The sequence below is a fragment of the Burkholderia sp. 567 genome (assembly GCF_040545115.1).
Classification (GTDB): Bacteria; Pseudomonadota; Gammaproteobacteria; order Burkholderiales; family Burkholderiaceae; genus Burkholderia; species Burkholderia ambifaria.
Genome location: NZ_JBEPLG010000003.1, coordinates 580,686 through 601,878, shown reverse-complemented (window position 1 = coordinate 601,878; position 21,193 = coordinate 580,686). Strand labels below are relative to the sequence as shown.

Sequence of the window (21,193 nt, the reverse complement as noted above, 5' to 3'; positions counted from 1 at the left end):
ATTCATTCATTATAAAAAGTGGTGAAATCGCGTACCGGACTGCGCTCCGTGACCAGCGTGTTCTCGATGCAGCCGTGATCCGCATAACCGAGGCTCATTCCGCACACCAACATCTGGTTGTCGGGAATGGACAGTTCGTTGGCGATGACGCGGTGGAACTTGTTGAAAGCCGCCTGCGGGCAGGTGTCGAGGCCGCGCGCCCGGGCGGCGATCATCACGCTTTGCAGGAACATCCCCGTGTCGAGCAGACTGCCTTCACGCATGACCCGGTCAACCGTGAAGAACAGGCCCACGGGTGCGTCGAAGAAGTTGTAGTTGCGACCGTGCTGGACGTGCATGCGCTCCTTGTCACCCTTCTCGATGCCCAGCAAGCCATACAGGTTCCAGCCAACCGCGCGCCGGCGATCCACATAAGGTGCGATCCATTCGCGCGGGTAGTAGTCGTAGGGCTCGTCCAGGTCGGAGCTGCGCTCAGGATCGTCATTGATCTCGTTGATGGCGGCAGACAGGCGGGACTTCGTCGCGCCCGTCACGACATGCACATGCCAGGGCTGGATGTTGACGCCGGTCGCGCTGAAGCGAGCCACGTCGAGGATGGCCTCGATGTGCTCGCGAGGAACCGGCGTCGGAAGGAAAGCGCGGACGCTGCGCCGCGTGACGAGCGCCCAATCGACGGCGCGGGTCACGTCGGCGAACGAGTTCAACGGAGGAGGAGAGAGACGGTCCATTTCGATACCGGCATTGAAAGGTGCGTTGCACTTAGCCATACGGTGTTTGCTGAGGTAGAGCTCATCCGAGCCGTGTTGTTCGCAAGGATGTCGGCGATCGAGTTGCGATGGCAGAAGCGTCAGTGGCCCGCGCTACCCTGAACCGCGACAACAGGCGCACTGTTCGAGCGATGCGAGTCGGCACGTGTCTGGTTGATCAGCGTCACCGCCGCCGCGCCGACGAGGCCCGCCAGGCCGATGGCCATGAAATTCTGCTCGAGCGGCAGCTTCAAGGACACGAGCCAACCGATGAGCACCGGCGCCACGATCGCGCCGATCCGGCCCACGCCGGAAGCAAAGCCGACACCCGTAGACCGGATCGCATGGGGATAGAAGTCACCGGCATACGCGTACGCAAGCAATTGCGTACCGAGCGTCGATGCACCGACCACGAATACGACGACAAACAACGATACGGCCGATTTCGTGTAGCCCATCAGTGACAGCGCAGCCGCGCCGACGATGTAAAACGCAATCAGCACGCGCTTGATGTTGACCTTGTCGCTGAGCCAACCGCCGAAGATCGCGCCGGCGATGGCGCCGACGTTGAACACAATCACGAAGTTCAACGCCGAGCCGAGGCTATATCCGGCCATGGCCATCAGCTTGGTCAACCACGAACTGAGCGCGTAGACCATGAAGAGGCCCGTCATGAACGCGACCCAGATCATCGAGGTACTGAAGCCGCGCCCGTCCTGGAAGAGGCGTCGCACCGACGCGTCCTGGGCTGTGTCTGACGAACCTCCCGCAAACTGCTCTTGACCGCTCGACGGATAGTCAGGCACCAACCGCTTCAGCACCGCGCGCAGTGTGTCGTGCCGGCCGCGTTTGATCAGGAAGACCATCGAATGGGGCATCGTCTTGATGATGAACGGGATCAGCAGGACGGGCAGGCCCGCGGCGAAAAAGACCGATTGCCAGCCGTAGCTGCCGATCAGCTGCTTCGCGGTGAGCGCCACCAGAATTCCGCCAATCGAATATCCGGCGAACACCAGCGTGACCAATCGGGTTCGCAACGCATTGGGCGAAAACTCCGCCATCTGCGCGGTGACGATCGGCAACACGCCGCCGATGCCGAGACCGGCGACGAAGCGCGTGACGCTGAAACTGACGGGATCGCTCGTCAATCCGGCGGCCGCGGTGAACAGACTGAACAGCGCCACGCAAACGCACATCATCGTTGGTCGTCCGAAACGGTCGGCCAGCGTGCCGAGGAAAATGGCCCCGAGCATGACGCCAAACAGCGTCGAGCCGGCCATGATGCCGGCGCTGGTCGCGTCGATGTGCATGTCCTTCATGATCGACGGCAGCGCCGCGCCGACGACGGCAAGATCGTAGCCGTCGAGTATCAACATCAGGACACACCAGAACAGCACAAGGGCATGAAAGCCATTGAATCTGGCCCGACCGGCGAGTGAGTACACGTCTATCTGGTTCATGTCGTCTCCTTGGATTTAGTGTCGTGCATTGAAATGCGCGCGCGTTGCAGCCAGTGTCAGACGGGCGCGATTCGCAGTCCATGTCCGTGAACTTCAACCTGAATGAGGTCGCCGGACACCGACGTTTGCGGTGTTACGGCACTGGCGGCAGCCAGTTGGAGAAATCGCTTCTTTTGACGATGGATTGCCTCAGTCCGTCGGGCAGACCGTGCCCCGTGCGACGGTCCGCATCGCACGGGCTATTCGTTTATTCGTTTGAGTACGGGCGTAGCGCGGGTAGTGATTTGAATCGGGCTGGAACGTGCGAACCCGATTGCGTCAGCGCGGACAATTCCGGGCGGAAGCCAACCGCCCGATACAGCCGATTGCCGCGCACGGCGAACCGCACTAATTCGAGCACGAGAAGCTCGCCGCCAGATTCTGGTCGCCCCCGATGTATTTCGGCCACTGCGGGTATTCGCACAGCGGTCGGGTACGTCCGGCTGTTGCCGGAGTCAGGTCGGTGATGGTCAGATCTTGGGGCGCGATTCCTTTCGTCACCCAGTTGTCCAATGCCGTCAGACCGTCATATGAACCATTGAATTGTCCGCCGAAGCTGTGGGCCGCACCCGGAACCAGGTAGAACTTCAGAAATTGACTGAGCGGCCCCTGCCCGAATCGGGACACCAGCCTGTTGTAGTAATCGATCGACAATTGCGCCGGGATGAACTGGTCTGATTGTCCGTGCTGGAGAATGATCTTCCCGCCGCGGCTCTGGAATTGACTCAAGTCGGTGCTGGTGCTGTCCATGAGCGCACTCACCGCCTGGACGCGCGAGGTCAATGAGCCCGGGTTCGCAGGATTGAAATTCAGAATGCTGGCGGCAGCGTCGCGAGCGACCGCGAACCGGAGCATGTCATTTGGAAACGCGTAAAAGAATGCGGTCTTGCCGACGACCCCGGGCTCGACCGTCGCATCGGCGGCGGAACTAGCCCAAGCCAGCGGAGTCGACCAAAAGTCCGCACCGGAGAACGCGTTATATGCCGGAAAGGTGTGAATTCCGTTTGCCAGATCGAAGCTGAAGTCGAGCGGTGTGCCGGCGGTGTTCAGCGTATTGATTTGCGCGTCCGACAAGCAACTGTCGCCGGTGTCGCCGCCGCCCGAGCAGCGAATCGCTGCCGGATCGAACACGCACGCAGCCGGGTTGCTGATAATGCCGTCGGTCACACCGTCCAGCGCGTCGCATTGCTTGATGACCGCTGCGAGCACGGCCTTGCCCTTGGCGGGCGTGACGTATCCTCCGGGCGCCAGCAGAGATCGCGAGATCCTGCCCATCTGCAGCCAGAGTCCCGTGATTCCCGACGCGGGGTAGGTGGAAATGATGCCGTCGTAGTCGTGCGGGAAGCGTTGCGCGGCGATCAAGCCTTGTCGTCCGCCGCTCGAGCCGCCGATGAAATAGCTGTGCACGAAGTCCGACCCATATCGTGCCTTTGCGAGGTAGGCTGCGAAATCATGCGTCTTCTTGATGTGGTCGCCTGCGTAGTTGGCAAGTGCCTCGTCGTTCGCCGCAAACGAACCGTCCAGCGCGTTTCCCTCATGCCCGCTGTCGCTCCCCATCGTTACGTAACCCCGGCGCAACGGCGTACTGACGCCCGCGGGCTCTGCCCCCGCCAGGAACCCGTCGGCGGGCGAACCCTCGGTATCGGCAATGGTGCCGTCAAATCCGCCGCCGCCAAAGTGGACCGCTTTTCCGTTGAAGTTGGTCGGAAGATCCACTTCCACCCGAATATCGGGTGCGTTGAAATCGACCGGATGAATGGTGCCGAGCACTTTGCAGTACTCACCATTGCGGTTACCAGAAGCGGTATCGGCGACGAGCGTCGCGGACACGACAGTCGCACCGGTGGTCGGCAACCCGATCGAGCTGGCAGGAACGGTCGTGCCAGCCAACGCACTGCACTTCGCGGCTGCCGTCACGGCCGTGGCGTTTGCCGGTGCGGCGTCATCGTCGCCGCAGCCCGATACGGTAACGGCTGACGCTGCGAATAGCGCACTCACAATAGCCGAGCTTCGGCGGGTGCTGAACCGGGTTCTCATTCTCGTCTCCATATATTTTTTGCAACCGCAATGCGCTGCTCGTCGAGGGCAATTCTTCTCTTCTCGCCGCTGATTTCGCAGCGGTTGAAAGGAAGGCTGCGGCCCGAGTAAGCGAGTGCCTGTCTTGCGGTGTTTATCAAGCGCGGGGCTTTCGCGGAGCCAACTCCGGTTACGCCGCGCAACCGGGCGCGAGGCTTGTTCTGGTTTGCCGAACGCGGTTGCAGTGTCAGCCTGGGCGGCACACCAATCCATGCCCGCCGACCTCAGTTTGCGTGAGGTCTGTGGACACGCCGGGTTTTCACTGTGCTTCGTGCGTCGGCTGCCCAGGGAACATGAGCGGAATGCGGCATCGGCGCTGCCCGCCCGCGCGCGATTCACCGGTGGCACGGCTTGGCGCTGCGTTGCGTCGGCAGCCATGCTCTTGTGCAAAATTCGTTTGGAAACGAGGCTCGGGCCTACGATCAAGCGTTCGTCTTGCCGTGGCGGTACATTCCCGGGCTGGCGCCCGTCCACTTCCTGAAGGCCCTGTGAAAAGCACTGGCTTCCTGAAATCCAGTCCGTGCAGCGACTTCCGCGACCGTGAGAGAAGTGCTGGAGAACAACTCGATCGCGATGTCGCGGCGCAATTCGTCTTTCAGTTGCCGGTAGTTCGTGCCTTCGGCCAGCAGGCGGCGTTGCAGCGTGGCCGCGGATAGATTCAGCAACCGCGAGAGCGCGTCGAGGTCCGGCCAATCGTCGGGGGCCTGGTTTCTGAGTCGGCGCCTGACCTGGGCCGTCGTGCTCGATTCATTGCGATACTTCACCAGGATATTGGCCGGTGCATTCTCGAGGAACGCACGAAGGCTCGCTTCCGTGCCGGACAGTTTGAGATCGAGGAAACTGCGATCGAACCGGATCAGGGTCTCCTCCGCGGAGAACGTCACGTTCTCGCAGAAGCGCATCCGGTAGTCGCTGTCATCGCTTGGTGCGGACGCGCGAAACCTCATCTCGATCAGCGGAATCCGTCTGCGCGCGAGCCAGCATGCAAAACCGTGCACGAGGATGAACCACGTGCCGTAGGCAAAGAGCCGGCGTGTGCGCCCATCGTCATGCAGGACGATCACCGCATGCTCGCCTTCGCAGCGCAACTCGCCGTGAATGTCGTCGAGCACGGCGCGCAGGAATTTAAGCATGCGGCGCAGCGCGTGTTCCAGATTGTCCGAATGCAGCACCGCGTGACACATCAGCGCGTAACTGCCCCGGCGCAGTGGGTGGCTGTCGAGACCAAAGAACTCGTCGTCCATCAAATCGGCCAGCGCCGCCCACAGGCGCGAAAAGGCCAACGCCGGCACGCGGGCTCTCGGCACATCCAACAATTCTGCCGCGATTCCAGCGTGCTGGAGGACGGCCGACACATCGAGATTCCGCTGTGTCGCCACGAGAATGGCCTCACGCACCAGGCTGATGGAGGTTGTGCCCTTGTCTTGAGCATCGTTCATGGTCAGGCTCATCCACGGAAAGTGCAGTGATGTTAATCGCTGCCGGGCGCAAGCGAAACCTGCTCCCCGTGATGGCCGTGCGTGTGGTGCTGATAGAGGGCATCGGCGTGCTGCGCGGTGCGGGACTCGAGTGGCCGTATCCGGGGATCATGCGAAACGACATCGCGCCGGGCGGCAAGTGGATGTACCGCTGAAATGCGCATCGCCCGCGGTCCGTTGCCGGAAGGCGGGCGATGCGAAGGATGCCATTTATGGGAAGCGGAAGCCGAGGCGGATCAGTCGCGTATCAGCCCGCTCGCCCCGGCACCGTGTCCCCGCGCAGCGAGCACCCGCGCGTCTCGATCACGCCCGCCAGCGCAACCAGCCCGACCGCACAGGCCGCCATCATGTAGTACGCGGGAATCATCGTATTGCCGGTCTTGCCGATCAGCCAGTCGTTGACGATCGGCGCGGTGCCGCCGAACAGCGACGTCGACACGTTGTATGCGATCGCCATGCCCGCATATCGCACATGGGTCGGGAACATCGCCGGGAACATCGCGGAAATGGTCGCGAGCTGCGGCACGTACAGCAGGCCGAGCACCGCGAAGCCGATGAATGCGCCGAGCACGCCGTGCGTCATCAGCGTGAACATCGGCACGGCCGCGACGAACAGCCCGACGAGCGAGATCCACCACATCGTCTTGCGGCCGACGCGATCCGACAGCCAGCCGGCGAACGGCAGCAGCACCATCATCGCGAGCATGCCGATCAGCGGAATCAGCAGCGACATGTTCTCGCTGACGCCGAGCTCCTTGTGCATGTAGGTCGGCATGTACGCGAGCAGTACGTAGTTGACGACGTTCAACGCGACGACGAGCCCGCCGAGCAGCAGCAGCGGCCGCGCATAGCGGACCAGCAGCTGACCGACCGGCAGCGCGGTGGCCGCGGTGCTCTGCTCGCGCCGCTGCGCCTGCTCCTCGAGTTCGCGGAACACCGGCGTTTCCTCGAGACGCGAACGCAGGTAGAAGCCGATCAGCCCGAGCGGGGCCGCGACGAGGAATGGCAGGCGCCAGCCCCATGCGTGCATCGACGAGTCGCCGAGCAGCAGCGCGAAGCCGAGCATGAGCAGCGCGCCGAGCGAGAACCCGGCAATCGTCGCGAATTCGAGGAAGCTGCCGCACAGGCCGCGTCGCGAATCCGGTGCGTATTCGGCGATGAAGGTCGCCGCGCCGCCGTATTCGCCGCCGGTCGAGAAGCCCTGCACCATGCGCAGCACGATGAGTGCCGCCGGCGCGAGCCAGCCGGCCGTCGCGTAGGTCGGCAGCACGCCGACGAGCAGGGTTGCACCCGACATCGTCAGCACGGTCAGCGCGAGCACCCGCTTGCGGCCGAGGCGGTCGCCGAGCGGGCCCCAGAACAGGCCGCCGAGTGGGCGGATCAGGAACGAGATGGCGAAGGTGCCGAGCGCGAACAACGTCGCACTGGCCGTGTTGCCGGGAAACAGCGCCGCGGAGATGTAGGCGAGCCCGTACGCGTAAATGCCGTAATCGAACCATTCGGTCGCATTGCCGAGGGCGGCGGCCGCGATCGCGACCCGCGGCAGGCAGTGCGGCTCGTCGCCGCGGGAAGCCGTCTCGTCCGGAATGGACGCGGCGGGGGAAACGGAAGTCCACGATGGCACGTATCGCATGAGGGATCCTCGTTATCAGCATGCGCCCGGGCGGGCGCCGACGAGGATCAAAGTAATCCCGCCAATTAGCGAGGCCGGATGTCATAGGACGATATTGGCGATCGGGGTTTTCCCCGTGCCGTGGACGAGGATGCGGCGATGCGGCGATGCGGTGATGCGGCGATGCGGTGATGCGGCGATGCGGTGATGCGGCGATGCGTTGGCGCGGCCGGCCCGCGCATCGCCCGAAGCGGTGCCTAGCGAATATGCGGCAGCAACGCGCGCAACCAGCACGCGACCGCCACCGCGCCGCCATCCGGCGTGCCGATCGCGCGTTCGCCGAGATAGCTCGCCCGCCCCGCGCGCGGCGTCATGCCGGCCGTTTGCTGCGCACCGTGTTCCGCGGCTTCCACTGCGGCCGCCCATGCGCTCGCGGGGTCGCGATCATGGTCGAGCGCGCGGTCGAACGCAGCGGCGGCCGGCACCAGCGCGTCGAGCATCGTCCGGTCGCCGGCGCGTGCGCCGCCCAGTTCGCCGATCGCATCCACCGCGCTACGGAACGCCGCGGCCCAGTCGCGCGCCGACGGCTCGGCAGTAGCGTCGGCATCGTCGGTGGAGGCGAGGCGGCGCGACGCGCGCACCAGCGCGGTCGCATAAAACGGTCCCGAACTTCCGGCGATCGCGCGGCGCAACGCGGCGCCCAGCGCCGCGAGCGTACCGGCCGGCGTGCCGAACGCGGTTTCCGGCAACGCGAGGATCGCCTGCGCGGCGCGATACATGCTTGCGCCGAGATCGCCGTCGCCCGCGGCCGTGTCGAGCTCCGTCAGCGTCGCTTCGTTGTCGATCAACGCCTGCGCGACCGCATGCAGCGCCGGCTGCAGCCGCGCGGCCCACGCGCGACCGGCCGCGTCGAGCGGCGGCGGCGGCTCGTCGTGCGCGGCCGCCGAGGCCACATGAATCTGCGCATTGACCGCGCCGCCGCCGGGCCAGGCGCGCGCCTGCGTCGGCGCGTCGAGCAGCGCGGCGCGTTCGTCGTTCAAGCGCAGCAGCGAAATCGAGCAGCCGGGCATGTTGAGCGCGGACAGGAACGTGCCGGCCCACGCGCGCGCGACCGTGATGCCGCGCCGGTTCAGGTTGTCGTACGCGGCGCGCAGCACGATCGCCAGCTCCATGTCCGGCGTCGCGCCGAGACCGTTGACGAACAGCGCGACGCGTTCGCCGCGATCGAGCACGAGATCGGCGACGATGCTCGACAGCAGCGTGTCGACGAGCGCGTCGGCCGGCAGCGGCGCGGTGCGTTCGACGCCTTTCTCGCCGTGGATGCCGAGGCCGAGTTCGATCTCGTGATCGGCGAGACTGAACCCCGATTTCTCGGCGCCGGGGATCGTGCAGCCGTCGAGCGCGACGCCCATCGTGCCGAGTTCGGCCGCCGCGTCGCGCGCGATTGCCGCGACGCGGGCAAGTGGCAGCCCGCGCGCGGCGGCCGCGCCGGCCAGCTTGTGGATCAGCACGGTGCCCGCGATTCCGCGCCGCTGCCCGCGCTCGACGCGGCCGCGCAGCGACACGTCGTCGGCGACGATCACCGTCTCGACCGGAATTCCTTCCGCGCGGGCGAGCTCGGCGGCCAGCCCGAAATTGAGGCGGTCGCCGGTGTAGTTCTTCACTACGAGCAGCGCGCCGTTCGGGCCGGCACTCGCGCGGATCGCGGCGAGCACGGCGTCGGTCGACGGCGACGTGAACACTTCACCGCAGACGGCCGCGCTCAGCATCCCTTCGCCGACATAGCCGCCGTGTGCGGGCTCGTGGCCGCTGCCGCCGCCGGACAGGATCGCGACGGGGCGCTGCGACGGCTCGGGCATCGGCTGGCGAATGAGCACGTGCTCGTCGCCGAGGATCGCGAGATGCGGCGACTGCCGCGCGATGCCTTCGAGCATTTCGTGCACGACATCGGACGGGTGGTTCACGAGTTTTTTCATGGCGACGGTTTCCTGACGATGGGACTGAGGCCCGCCGGGCGGCGTGCTGTAAACGACAGGCGACGCGCACAGCAGAGTCGGCGTTACGGGCGATGCATTCGTAGCACGAATGTAACGATAATAGCGTCGCGCCGATTCCCGGGCTCGTCGTGAGCAGCCTAGTCGGCGCTTCGGTCACGGCCGTGCGGAACGGGGCGGCAAATGGCGAGGTCGAGCGGTTCGGGCGGGGTGGGGCTGCAACGCGGCTTGTTGTCGGGACTTGGCCTGATGCCGCTCGGTTCGCTGACCGTCGCTCGCCGCGGCGGCGTCGCGTGTGCCGCCTCGCTCGCGTCGGTCGACGACGCAGCAGGGATCGTGGCAGGCTCGGCGCGAGCGTTATCCGCATCGCGAAAGCGCGGCACTGCGTGTCGCCGCGCGCTTCCTCTTACTTGACCGCCGCGATCACCTTCGCGCGAATCAGCCGCGCGCGCAGCACATTGCGGCTGATGCCGAGCAGTCGCGCGGCCTGGATCTGGTTGCGGTGGCTGAAGTCGAACGCTACGCGCATCACGGTGTCCTCGATACGCTCGAACAGGTTCTCGTGCGCGTCGTCGAACAGCGCGCACAGCGCCAGTTCGAGCGCTTCCTGAGCAGGCGCATGGGTCGCTGCTTCCCGCGCGCCCGTGGCCGGTGCGCATGCCGACGACAGGTTCAGGTCGGTGTCCTGCAACGCATCGTGGCGGCTCACCAGCACCGCATGATGCATCACGTTCTCCAGTTCGCGGATGTTGCCGGGCCACGGATGCGCTTCGAGCCGGCGCGCCGCGAGCGGATCGATGCTGCGCGGCCCGTGGCCGAGGCGGCCGCGGTATGTGTCGAGGAAGTGGCGCGCGAGCGGCAGGATGTCGCCGGGACGTTCGCGCAATGTCGGCACGTCGAGCCGCACGACGTTGAGCCGGTAGAACAGGTCGCCGCGAAACCGTCCGGCCGCCACCGCCTGCTCCAGGTCGACGTTGGTCGCGGCCACCACGCGCACGTCGATCGGGATGCTCGCGCGCGAGCCGAGCCGCACGACCTCGCGCTCCTGCAGCACGCGCAGCAGCTTGACCTGCATCGATAGCGGCAGGTCGCCGATCTCGTCGAGAAACAGCGTGCCGCCGTTTGCGGCTTCGAACCAGCCGGGCTTCGCGCCGACCGCGCCCGTGAATGCGCCTTTCTCGTGACCGAACAGTTCGCTGTCGACGAGCGTGTCGGACAGCGCGCCGCAGTTCACGGCGACGAACGGCCCGTCGCCGCGATGGCTGACGTCGTGCACGCGGCGCGCGATCAATTCCTTGCCGGTGCCGGTCTCGCCGGCGATCAGCACGTTCGCGTCGCTCGGCGCGACGCGCCGCACGCGTTCGAGCAGCGCGAGCGAACGCGGATCGACGAACACGTGTGCACGGGTGCGATCCGCCGCTTGATGCGCCGAGCCGGTGAGAACGGGTGCGCCGCGCGAGCGTGTGCGCGATTCGTCCGGCTGAGCGGTGACGATACGAAGATTGACCGGACGCGGCGGTGCAAACAGGGAGGTCATGGCGATGAAGGCGTGAGTCGTTCGAACGTGCGGACCCGCGCTGGCGGGCGCGGTGGTCCGGTTGCTGCGTGGTCAGCAGAGTGTTCCGTGTTTTGCGTCGCTCGGGAAGCATCGATTTCTGATAACGAAAGCGCCATTGCTGCGCAGGATGCAGCGACGCGCGAGCGCGCTGCGGCGACAGCGGATTCGACGTCATCGTGTTCGATGCGACGGTGCCTGACCGCTGCGATCGGACGCGCGCCGCGCGCCAAACTGCTGATTGAGCAGCAGCGCATCAGCAACGCTGTTTCCGCCGGTTCATCTCGCTGTGGAATATCGATGTGAGGCGTTTCCTGGAACGCTTGCCACGGCTGGCCAATTGGCCGCGGAACCCATACCCGACGGGCGATCGAGGAAAACTTCGTGATGCAGATGATCGGACGATCGCGCAACCGTCGACAATGGCACGCTCCTTGCAACCCTGGCACCGTATAGGCGCGACAGCGCGCCGCTCGACCACGGGAACGCATGGCATGAGCAACACCCTCAACGTAGTCGCCCTGTCGGGCGGGCTGCAACGACCGTCACGCACGCTGGCACTGACGAACGCGATCGTTGCCGCGCTCGGCGACACGTTACCGATCGACACGCGGCTGATCGAACTCGGCGAGATCGGCAACCGGCTGGCCGGCGCGCTGAAGCGTGCGCAGGTACCACCCGATCTCGACGCGCTGATCCGCGCGATCGAGACGGCCGATGCGCTCATCGTCGCGAGCCCCGTGTATCGCGCGTCGTACACCGGCCTCTTCAAGCACCTGTTCGACCTCGTGTATCACGAGTCGCTCGTCGATGTGCCGGTGCTGCTCGCGGCCACCGGCGGCAGCGAGCGCCACGCGCTCGTGATCGATCACCAACTGCGGCCGCTGTTCAGCTTCTTCCAGGCGCGCACGCTGCCGATCGGCGTGTACGCGGCCGAAAGCGATTTCGACGGCTATGAGATCGCGAACCCCGCGCTGCGCGCCCGCATCGCGCTCGCGGTGGACCGTGCGGTGCCGCAACTGCGGCCGCGCGCACTCGCCGCCGTGGCTGCGTAACCCGTTTTCCCCTTCGATCAGGACCTTTCATGAGCATTCACGAACCTTCGGCCGATGGCGTCAAATTCGCGTACTGGGTGCCGAACGTCAGCGGCGGCCTCGTTGTCAGCACGATCGAGCAGCGTACCGACTGGAGTCTCGAATACAACCAGAAGCTCGCGCGCACGGCCGAGGCGGCCGGCTTCGACTACGCGCTGAGCCAGATCCGCTTCACGGCCGGCTACGGCGCCGAGTACCAGCACGAATCGGTCTCGTTCAGCCAGGCGCTGCTGCACGCGACGACGAAGCTCAAGGTGCTCGCCGCGATCCTGCCGGGGCCGTGGCATCCGGCCGTGGTCGCGAAGCAGCTCGCGACGATCGACCATATTTCGAATGGACGCATCGCGATCAACGTCGTCAGCGGCTGGTTCAAGGGCGAATTCAGCGCGATCGGCGAGCCGTGGCTCGAGCATGACGAACGCTATCGGCGCTCGAAGGAGTTCATCCAGGCGCTGAAGGGTATCTGGACGCAGGACAACTTCACGTTCAAGGGCGACTTTTACCGCTTCAACGACTACACGCTGAGCCCGAAACCCGTGCAGAAGCCGCATCCGGAGATCTTCCAGGGCGGCAGCTCGCGCGCGGCGCGCGACAACGCGGCGAGCGTGTCGGACTGGTACTTCACGAACGGCAATACGCCGGAGAACCTGAAGGCGCAGATCGATGACATCCGCGCGAAGGCCGCCGCGAACAACCATCGCGTGCGGATCGGCGTCAATGCGTTCGTGATCGCGCGCGACACCGAGGAAGAGGCGCGGGCCGTGCTCGACGACATCATCCGGCACGCGCACGTCGAGGCCGTGCATGCGTTCGGCGATGCAGTGAAACAGGCCGGCAGCGCATCGCCGGAAGGCGAGGGCAACTGGGCGAAGTCGACGTTCGAGGATCTCGTGCAGTACAACGACGGCTTCCGCACGAACCTGATCGGCACGCCGCAACAGATCGCCGAGCGGATCGTCGCGCTGAAGGCGATCGGCGTCGATCTCGTGCTCGCCGGGTTCCTGCATTTCATCGAGGAAGTCGAGTACTTCGGCCAGCGCGTGCTGCCGCTCGTGCGCGAGCTCGAAGCGCGGCGGCAGGCGGTTGCCGCGTGATGCGGGCGGCTGTGCGGCGGCCGGTTGCGATCGCCCGCGACTGCCCGAGCGTGTGAATGCAATATCCGGCGACACGTGTCGCTGGCCACCGACGAGCGCTGCCTCACGACGGGCGGCGCGTGCGGGCCGGCGCTTCACCCGATCCGCGACCCGCCGAGCGCGTTACGCGACATCCGCCATTCTCGACGCCTCGACGAGCATCTGCACGCCGAGGCTGCCGAGCACCGCTCCCATCGCCCAGCGCTGCGCGAGCAGCAGTGCCGGACGCCCGCGCAGGAACGTCGCGATGCTGCTCGAGCAGATTGCGACCAGCCCGTTCGCGGAAGCGAACACCGCGATCAACAACGAACCGAGAAACAGCGACTGGCCGAACACGCTGCCTTGCCGGTAATCGATGAACTGCGGCAGCAGCGACACGAACAGCATCGCGAGTTTCGGATTCAGCACGCTGGTGGTCGCGCCCATCGCGAGCAGCCGCAGCGGCTGCTCGTTCGGCAGCGTCCGCACCTCGAACGGCGAGCGACCGCCGGGCCGCACGGCCTGCCATGCGAGGTAGAGCAGATAGGCGGCGCCCACCACGCCGAGCACGGTGCCCGCATAGGGCACGCTCATGAACAGCGTCGTGATGCCGAACGCCGCGCCGAACATGTAGAACAGGTAGCCGATCATCACGCCGGCGAGCGAAATGAGCCCGGCCGCACGCCCTTGCGCGATCGAGCGCGACATCACGTAGACCATGTTCGGCCCCGGCGTGACCGCGAGCATGCCGCCGATGACGAGAAACCCGTAGAGCGATCCGGACGTATGCATGTTGTTCGCTTCCTGCATCGAATGAGTGCTGACGGGATTGATTGTCCGATCATGGAGGCGGACAGTAAAACGGGATAAACTGAATCGATTGATCAGTTTTTCTGAATCGAAATGAAAAAGCTCGACCTCGATGTACTCGCGATGGTGGTGGCCGTCGCGGAATCCGGCTCGTTCGCGCAGGGCGCGCAGGCCGTACACCGGTCGCCGTCGGCGGTGAGCATGCAGATCAAGGCGCTGGAGGATGCGCTCGGCAAGCCGCTGTTCATCCGCGACACGCGCAACGTCACGGCCACCGACGACGGCCGCACGCTCGCCGACTACGGCCGCCGGATGCTGGCGATGCGCGACGAGGCGTGGGCGTCGGTCGTGCGGCCGGAGATCCGCGGTCGCGTGACGATCGGCGTGCCGGACGACTACATCTCGTCGCTGCTGCCGCAGGTGCTCGGCAAGTTCGCGGCGATGCATCCGCGCGTCGAAGTGCGTGTGATCGGCCAGCCGAGCAGCGCGCTCGTGCCGATGCTGAAGGACAACACCGTCGACCTCGCGTGCCTCACGCGGATCAAGGGCGTGACCGGCGAGCTGATCCGGATGGAGCCGCTCGTCTGGGTCGGCTCACCGAAGCGTAACGTGTGGGAGGAGCGGCCGCTGCCGGTCGCGTTCTTCACGCACGGCGGCAGCATGGCGCGCGATCATGCGGTCAAGGCGCTGAACCGGCAGAAGATCCCGTACCGGATGTCGTACGAAAGCCCGAGCCACCTCGGGCTGTTGAGCATGGTGGAGGCCGGGCTCGCGGTCGCGCCGCTCGCGCGCTGCTGCATTCCCGATCATCTCGTGCAGCTGTCGGAAAGCCACGGGCTGCCGCCGCTCGGCGAACTCGAGGTCGTGCTGGCGCGCAGCGCGAAGTCCGCGCGCCCGCCGTGCGACTACCTGGCGGAGCAGATTCTCGATGAATGGCGCACGTGATCGCGTCAGCACGACTTCAGCAGCCACTCCCGAAACGCCACCAGCGACGGCAACGTGTCGTTTTCCGGCGGGTACACGAGGTAGTAGCTGCGCTGGCTGGTGATCGCGTCGCCGATCGACACGAGCTCGTTGCGGCTCAGTTCGTCTTCCACCAGCACCTTCGGCACGAGGCCGATTCCCATGCCGGCCCGCACGGCCTGGATCAGGTGCGACGTCAGCTCGAAGCTCGGGCCGATCCGCATCTCGCGATGATCGAGGCCGAAGTGCGAGAACCATTCCGCCCATGCGTGCTGATTGCTCGTCACGCCCAGCAGCGTCTGCCCGACCGCCCATGCCGGCGCGCGCGGGCCGGCCTTGCGGCGCCCGGCCGCATCGGGGCTCGCGATCGCAATCAGGAACTCGTTGTACAGCCGGTGCGCGTGCAGGCCGGGCCAGTCGCCCGCGCCGACGGTAATGGCCGCGTCGAGATCGTCGGTATGGAAGTCGATGCCGCCGATCCGCGAATGCAGGTGCACGGTCACGCCCGGATGCGCGGCATAGAAGTCGTGCAGGTGCGGCAGCAGCCATTTCGAGCCGAAGGTCGGCAATGTCGCGAGCCGCAGCGTGCCGGCGCCGGCCTGATGCGACATCGCCTGCAGCGTCGCGCCGCGGATGCGCCCGAGCGCGCCGCTCAGCTCGACGTAGTAGCGCCGTCCGACTTCCGTCAGCTTCACGGATCGGCCCTCACGCCGGAACAGCGGCACGCCGAGCTGATCCTCGAGCGTTTGCACCTGCCGGCTGATCGCGCTCTGGCTCAGGGACAGCTCGTCGGCCGCGCGCGTATAGCTTTCGTGGCGCGCGGCGGCCTCGAACACCAGCAACAGCGACATGGACGGGGTAAGGCGACGGTAATTCATGAGTTTTATGCAAGTTTTTCCGGGGGAGAATTCGTTTGTTTCTCGCGCTGATTCGCAAGATACTGGATTTCCGCGTGGCGTGGAATCTTGCTCAAAACTCATGTTTCTGATCGAGACCGCGCGCCGGTCTCACTCATCTCGCGCTTTCATCCCATGTCGATCGCTCCGTTGCCCCGTCCCGTCAGCCCGCCCGAGGGCCGTTACCGCGACTTTCTCGCCGCCCTCCAGGCCGCCGGATTCGCCGGCGAAATCCGCGCGGACCATGCGAACCGGACCGTGCAGGCGACCGACAACTCGATCTACCAGCGTCTGCCGCAGGCGGTGATCTGTCCCGCGCATGCCGAGGACGTGCGGCTCGTCGCGCGGCTGCTGGCTGAACCGGCGCACCGCGACGTCGCGGTGGCGGCGCGCGGCGGCGGCACCGGCACCAACGGGCAGTCGTTGACCGACGGCGTGGTCGTGGACCTGTCGCGCAACATGAACCGGATCCTCGAAATCAATGCCGACGAGCGCTGGGTGCGCGTGCAGGCGGGCGTCGTCAAGGATCAGCTCAATGCGGAGCTGAAGCCGCACGGCCTCTTTTTCGCGCCGGAGCTGTCGACGTCGAACCGCGCGACGGTCGGCGGGATGATCAACACCGATGCGAGCGGGCAAGGCAGCTGCACGTACGGCAAGACGCGCGACCACGTGCTCGCGCTCGACTTCGTGCTGATGGGCGGCGAGCAGCTGCACAGCGACGCGCTCGCGGACGACGAGCTGGAACGCCGCTGCGCGCGGCAGGACCGGGTCGGCAAGGTCTATCGCACCGCGCGCCGCATCAGCGACGAAAAAGCCGCGCTGATCGACGCGAAATTTCCGAAGCTCAATCGCTGCCTGACCGGCTACGATCTCGCGCACCTGCGCGAACCGGACGGTCGCTTCAACCTCAACAGCGTGCTGTGCGGCGCCGAAGGCTCGCTCGGCTTCGTCGTCGAGGCGAAGCTGAACGTGCTGCCGATCCCGAAGGTGTCGGTGCTGGTGAACGTGCGTTACGCCGGCTTCATGGACGCGCTGCGCGATGCGCGCGCGCTGCTCGCGCTCGAGCCGCTGTCGATCGAGACGGTCGACTCGAAGGTGCTGATGCTCGCGATGAAGGATTTCGTGTGGAGCAGCGTGGCCGAGTATTTCCCGCAGGACGAAGCGCGTCCGACGCTCGGCATCAACCTGATCGAATTCAGCGGCGACGATGCTGAGGAGGTCGATGCGCGCGTGCGTGCGTTCGTCGAGCATCTGCGCACCGATACGAGCGTCGAGCGCCTGGGCCATACGCTCGCGACCGGTGACGAGGCGGTCAAGCGCGTGTACGCGATGCGCAAGCGCGCGGTCGGCTTGCTCGGCAACGTGCAGGGCGAGGCGCGTCCGCAGCCGTTCGTCGAGGACACCGCGGTGCCGCCCGAGAACCTGGCCGCGTACATCGCCGAATTCCGCGCGCTGCTCGACGGCCACGGGCTGCAGTACGGGATGTTCGGCCACGTCGACGCGGGCGTGCTGCACGTGCGCCCGGCGCTCGACATGAAGGACCCGAAGCAGGCCGCATTGGTGCGGCCGGTGTCGGACGCGGTGGCCGAACTCACGCAGCGGCATGGTGGCCTGTTATGGGGAGAGCACGGCAAGGGCGTGCGCTCCGAATATGCGCCGGCGTTCTTCGGCGAACTGTATCCGTCGCTGCAGCAACTGAAGGCGGCGTTCGATCCGCACAACCAGTTCAACCCGGGCAAGATCGCGACGCCGCCGGACAACACGCTGCGGCTGCTGAAGATCGACGAGGTGCCCACGCGCGGCGACCACGACCGGCAGATCGACGAGCGCGTATGGCAGAGCTACGGCACGGCGATGCACTGCAACGGCAACGGCGCGTGCTACAACTTCGATCCGGACGACGCGATGTGCCCGTCGTGGAAGGCGACGCGCGAACGGGTGCAGTCGCCGAAGGGGCGCGCGTCGCTGATGCGCGAATGGTTGCGCCTGCAAGGACAGGCCGGCATCGACGTCGTCGCGGCGGCGCGTGCGCGGCAGCCGTTCCTGCGCGGCCTCGCGGCCCGCTGGCGCAACAGCCGCGCCGCGCGCAACGGGGAAGCCGACTTCTCGCACGAGGTGTATGACGCGATGGCCGGCTGCCTCGCGTGCAAATCGTGCGCGGGGCAGTGCCCGGTCAAGGTCAACGTGCCCGAGTTCCGCTCGCGCTTTCTCGAGCTGTATCACCAGCGCTACCTGCGGCCGGTGCGCGACTACCTGATCGGCTCGCTGGAATTCACGATGCCGTGGATGGCGCGCGTGCCGGCGCTGTACAACGGGCTGATGCGCGCCGGCTGGGTGCGCACGCTGCTCGAACGACACGTCGGCATGGTCGACAGCCCGCTCGTGAGCCGCTTCGATCTCGCGGCCGTGATCCGGCAGTGGAACGTGCGGCCGGCCGATCCGCATGCGCTCGCCGCGCTGGGCGACGCACAGCGCGCGCGCAGCGTCGTCATCGTGCAGGACACGTTCACGCGCTATTTCGACACCGAGCAGCTGGCGACGCTGATCGAGCTGGCCGCACGCATCGGCTTCCAGGTTTGGCTCGCGCCGCTCGCGCCGAACGGCAAGGCGCTGCATGTGCAGGGCTTTCTTCGCGCGTTCGAGAAGGCGGCGATTCGCAACGCGACGCAACTGGCCGCGCTCGCGCGCTCGGGTGTCGCGCTCGTCGGCCTCGATCCGGCGATGACGCTCACCTATCGGCAGGAATACCTGAAGGTGACGGGGCTGGCCGACGTGCCGAAGGTCGCGCTGCCGCAGGAGTGGCTGCTGCACGCGCTGCCGGAAGGCGGCGCGGACCCGGGCGCTGCCGATCTTTCGGCAGCGTACCGGCTGCTGCCGCATTGCACGGAGAAGACCAACGCGCCGGACAGCGGCAAGCAGTGGGCGCAGGTGTTCGCGCGCCGCGGGTTGCGGCTGACGGTTCAGGCGACCGGATGCTGCGGAATGTCGGGGACCTACGGGCACGAGGCGCGCAACCTGCAGACATCGAAGACGATCTATGCACAATCGTGGGCCGCGCATGTCGATGCGCCGCAAGCGCAGGGCGAAGCGCTGGCCACCGGCTATTCGTGTCGGAGCCAGGTGAAGCGCATGTCCGCGCGGCAGATGCGTCATCCGCTGCAGGCGCTGCTCGATCACGTGCGTAATGGACTGTGACCGCTGGTCGAATCGGCGACGCGGAGCACGGCGCGCAAGCGTTCACCATAGCCGGCGCCGGCATGATGCCGGACACCGGGGCGGCGGACCGGTTCCACATGCGGCTGGGCTCGCAGCATGCATGCACGCGCTTCACACACGTATGCCGTTGTGCCGGCAACCGGCACGGGAGGCCGAATCGCGCCGCCTGTAATTAGTAGATGATGCCGAGCAACACGGCCTTGACGATCGCTTGCGTCTTATTGACCGAGTTGAGTTTCTCCATGATGTTCTGCATGTGGAAGGTGATGGTTCGCTCCGAGATGGAAAGAATGGAAGCGATTTCCAGCGCGGTCTTCCCGTCAGCGGCCCATTTCAGCACTTCCTTTTCGCGCGTGGTGAACGGGCCCATTTGCATCGCGGCCGCCGGCGCGTCGACCAGGCGCGAATTCACCGCGTGAGCGGCGTGCGCCAGATAGATCAGCCGGCTTTCCGTGGCCGCAAGTTCGAGATCCGAAATCGGGTCCGCGCTGCGCGCGACGCTCCACATCGCGATGCGCCCGTGCTTGTCGCGGATGGGCTGCGACCAGCCGTGCGCAACACCATGTGCCTTCGCTTCCTCCCAGAATGATTCATCGGCGCACGCGTCGACAGGCCATACAAGCGGTGACGTATAGATCAGCCCGTAACGAACGACGGGGTCGCGTGCGAAATAGTTTCCCTCGATATAGCGCTGTTGCCAGGATTCCGGATAGGTATTGCGTGTACGGAACGTGGGCCGCGTCACGGGTAGCGGGTCGCGTGCGCCGTAGGCGCACATTTCAAAATCGAGCGCGCGTGCCTGTGCGGCAACGATTTCGAATACATCGTCGAAGCTCAGCGCGCGCGACAACGTCGTCATGACGTCTTCTCTCCATGCATCCACAACAATCTCCAAATAGCGTGTAGTGTCAAACGCACGCGGTCGATGACCAGGCCGCGTGCGCGGGCGACATGTTCGCTGCGCATGGAGCCGGGAAGCTCGAGCCCGCGCGCAACACAGTGATCCAGGAGGTTTCTGCGGCGTGTCGATATCGACTGGCTGAATCAGTCGGGGAAGAAGCGTGAAGCTCTTCGAGTGCCACCGACGTGATGCACCCGGTTCCGGCCGGATGCTGTTGTGTGTGTTGTTCTGGAAAGCGCGCTGACCCCCGGCGCCTGAAGTGCTGCACGAATGCTTCCGCCGGGTGCATGCACGGATGCTTCGCACGTGCGTGATGCAGAGCCGGTTGTATCGTCGATGCACGGTGACGAACCCGCCGGCGTCCGGGCGGCAGACGGACCGTCAAGCGTCGAGTCGAATCTGAATCTTCAGCGAAGCGCTCGATCGTGGTGTAGGCGAGCGTTGTCGACGGCGTGGTACGACGAACCACCGTTTGTTCTTGTCGGCTACGCGCAGCTCGTGTGCTGCGCGCACGTGGCCTCTTTCATGCGGTACGGCATGCGTGCACGATCAGTCGAGCCAGATCGGCACGATCGACAGCGCGAGCAGGAGCCCCAGCGTAACGTTTGCGATGCGCCAATGACGGTCGGTCCGCAGCGTGCGGCCGAGCAGCACGCCGGCCGTACACCACAGCACGAGGGAAAAGATCGCCGCGATGCCGAATGCGATCCCGAGTATCACGGCGAGGTGCATCGGGTCGGGCGTCAGCGCCGCGAACGACGCGGCCGCGCCGAGCGCCATCGTCCATCCTTTCGGATTGAGCCACAGCAGCAGCGCGCCGCCGAGGAAGCTGGTCGGCGTTTGCGATGCATTCACGTGACTCTTGGGCGCGCCGCTCGACGCGATTTTCCACGCGAGCCACAGAAGGTAGGCGGAGCCCAGCACTTTCATGATCAGTTGCAGCGCCGGCACCGCGTGCAGCAGCCCGGCGAGCCCGGCCGCCGAGATTGCCGCGAGCGATGCGAGGCCGAGTGCGATGCCGCCGAGCAGCGGCACGCTGCGCCTGAACCCGAACTGCGTGCCCGACGCCGTCGCGAGCGTGGTCGCGCCGCCCGGCGTGATGGTGGCGACGATGACGAACACGATCAGTGAGAACAGCGTCTGGGACATGGTTGGACAACCTCGTATGAAGAGCGGGCGGCTTTGGAATCCGTCTTGGCGCGAATGGGATCGGGTGCCTGACAAACTCTAAAAGTCTTTCG

General features: G+C 65.8%; 16 protein-coding genes. 5 read left to right on the top strand and 11 right to left on the bottom strand.

Annotated features, from left to right (window positions below; all coding sequences use genetic code 11):
- Positions 1–2 precede the first annotated feature (2 nt).
- The 4 genes from ABIC50_RS13175 to ABIC50_RS13160 form a co-directional block, all read right to left on the bottom strand.
- Positions 3–767, bottom strand: a complete 765-nt coding sequence (locus ABIC50_RS13175) for a nitroreductase (RefSeq protein ID WP_354164349.1) — start codon at positions 765–767, stop codon at positions 3–5.
- A gap of 80 nt (positions 768–847) precedes the next feature.
- The gene (locus tag ABIC50_RS13170; RefSeq protein ID WP_354164346.1) at positions 848–2,206 is read right to left on the bottom strand and encodes an MFS transporter; all 1,359 of its coding nucleotides are present in this window, start codon (positions 2,204–2,206) and stop codon (positions 848–850) included.
- A 387-nt stretch (positions 2,207–2,593) separates the two neighbouring features.
- Positions 2,594–4,282 carry a tannase/feruloyl esterase family alpha/beta hydrolase gene (locus ABIC50_RS13165; protein ID WP_354164343.1) on the bottom strand — a complete coding sequence of 563 codons (1,689 nt, stop codon included), beginning with the start codon at positions 4,280–4,282 and terminating at the stop codon, positions 2,594–2,596.
- Between the two features lie 461 nt (positions 4,283–4,743).
- Positions 4,744–5,760 (bottom strand): AraC family transcriptional regulator, encoded by a 1,017-nt coding sequence (locus tag ABIC50_RS13160; RefSeq protein WP_354164341.1) that lies wholly within the window; start codon positions 5,758–5,760, stop codon positions 4,744–4,746.
- 29 nt (positions 5,761–5,789) lie between these two features.
- Here ABIC50_RS13160 and ABIC50_RS13155 point away from each other — a divergent pair, with 29 nt between their 5' ends.
- Positions 5,790–5,954 carry a hypothetical protein gene (locus tag ABIC50_RS13155; RefSeq protein ID WP_354164339.1) on the top strand — a complete coding sequence of 55 codons (165 nt, stop codon included), beginning with the start codon at positions 5,790–5,792 and terminating at the stop codon, positions 5,952–5,954.
- 92 nt (positions 5,955–6,046) lie between these two features.
- Here ABIC50_RS13155 and ABIC50_RS13150 read toward each other — a convergent pair whose 3' ends face one another.
- The 3 genes from ABIC50_RS13150 to ABIC50_RS13140 form a co-directional block, all read right to left on the bottom strand.
- On the bottom strand, positions 6,047–7,432 hold the full coding sequence (locus ABIC50_RS13150) for an MFS transporter (RefSeq protein WP_354164336.1): 1,386 nt from the start codon (positions 7,430–7,432) through the stop codon (positions 6,047–6,049).
- A 236-nt stretch (positions 7,433–7,668) separates the two neighbouring features.
- Entirely contained in the window at positions 7,669–9,387 is a 1,719-nt protein-coding gene (locus ABIC50_RS13145) for a dihydroxyacetone kinase family protein (RefSeq protein ID WP_354164334.1), read from the bottom strand.
- Positions 9,388–9,811: 424 nt separating this feature from the next.
- The gene (locus ABIC50_RS13140) at positions 9,812–10,942 is read right to left on the bottom strand and encodes a sigma-54 interaction domain-containing protein (RefSeq protein ID WP_354164332.1); all 1,131 of its coding nucleotides are present in this window, start codon (positions 10,940–10,942) and stop codon (positions 9,812–9,814) included.
- Positions 10,943–11,454: 512 nt separating this feature from the next.
- On the opposite strand from ABIC50_RS13140, the gene msuE reads away from it, so the two are divergent.
- On the top strand, positions 11,455–12,015 hold the full coding sequence (gene msuE, locus ABIC50_RS13135; RefSeq protein ID WP_354164330.1) for an FMN reductase: 561 nt from the start codon (positions 11,455–11,457) through the stop codon (positions 12,013–12,015).
- Positions 12,016–12,044: 29 nt separating this feature from the next.
- Positions 12,045–13,148: a dimethylsulfone monooxygenase SfnG gene (gene sfnG, locus ABIC50_RS13130; RefSeq protein WP_354164327.1), complete on the top strand. Its 1,104-nt coding sequence runs from the start codon at positions 12,045–12,047 to the stop codon at positions 13,146–13,148.
- A 162-nt stretch (positions 13,149–13,310) separates the two neighbouring features.
- On the opposite strand, the gene ABIC50_RS13125 is transcribed toward sfnG, so the two are convergent.
- Positions 13,311–13,958: a LysE family translocator gene (locus ABIC50_RS13125; protein ID WP_175734376.1), complete on the bottom strand. Its 648-nt coding sequence runs from the start codon at positions 13,956–13,958 to the stop codon at positions 13,311–13,313.
- A 111-nt stretch (positions 13,959–14,069) separates the two neighbouring features.
- On the opposite strand from ABIC50_RS13125, the gene ABIC50_RS13120 reads away from it, so the two are divergent.
- A complete protein-coding gene (locus tag ABIC50_RS13120) occupies positions 14,070–14,921 on the top strand; it encodes a LysR substrate-binding domain-containing protein (RefSeq protein ID WP_126224139.1) in 852 nt (283 codons plus the stop codon).
- A gap of 5 nt (positions 14,922–14,926) precedes the next feature.
- On the opposite strand, the gene ABIC50_RS13115 is transcribed toward ABIC50_RS13120, so the two are convergent.
- The gene (locus ABIC50_RS13115; RefSeq protein ID WP_354164324.1) at positions 14,927–15,817 is read right to left on the bottom strand and encodes a LysR substrate-binding domain-containing protein; all 891 of its coding nucleotides are present in this window, start codon (positions 15,815–15,817) and stop codon (positions 14,927–14,929) included.
- Between the two features lie 153 nt (positions 15,818–15,970).
- Here ABIC50_RS13115 and ydiJ point away from each other — a divergent pair, with 153 nt between their 5' ends.
- On the top strand, positions 15,971–19,030 hold the full coding sequence (ydiJ, locus tag ABIC50_RS13110; protein WP_354164321.1) for a D-2-hydroxyglutarate dehydrogenase YdiJ: 3,060 nt from the start codon (positions 15,971–15,973) through the stop codon (positions 19,028–19,030).
- Positions 19,031–19,223: 193 nt separating this feature from the next.
- On the opposite strand, the gene ABIC50_RS13105 is transcribed toward ydiJ, so the two are convergent.
- Both ABIC50_RS13105 and ABIC50_RS13100 read right to left on the bottom strand, forming a co-directional pair.
- Entirely contained in the window at positions 19,224–19,910 is a 687-nt protein-coding gene (locus ABIC50_RS13105; protein WP_011660922.1) for an autoinducer binding domain-containing protein, read from the bottom strand.
- 591 nt (positions 19,911–20,501) lie between these two features.
- On the bottom strand, positions 20,502–21,101 hold the full coding sequence (locus ABIC50_RS13100; RefSeq protein WP_011660923.1) for a LysE family translocator: 600 nt from the start codon (positions 21,099–21,101) through the stop codon (positions 20,502–20,504).
- Positions 21,102–21,193: the final 92 nt, after the last annotated feature.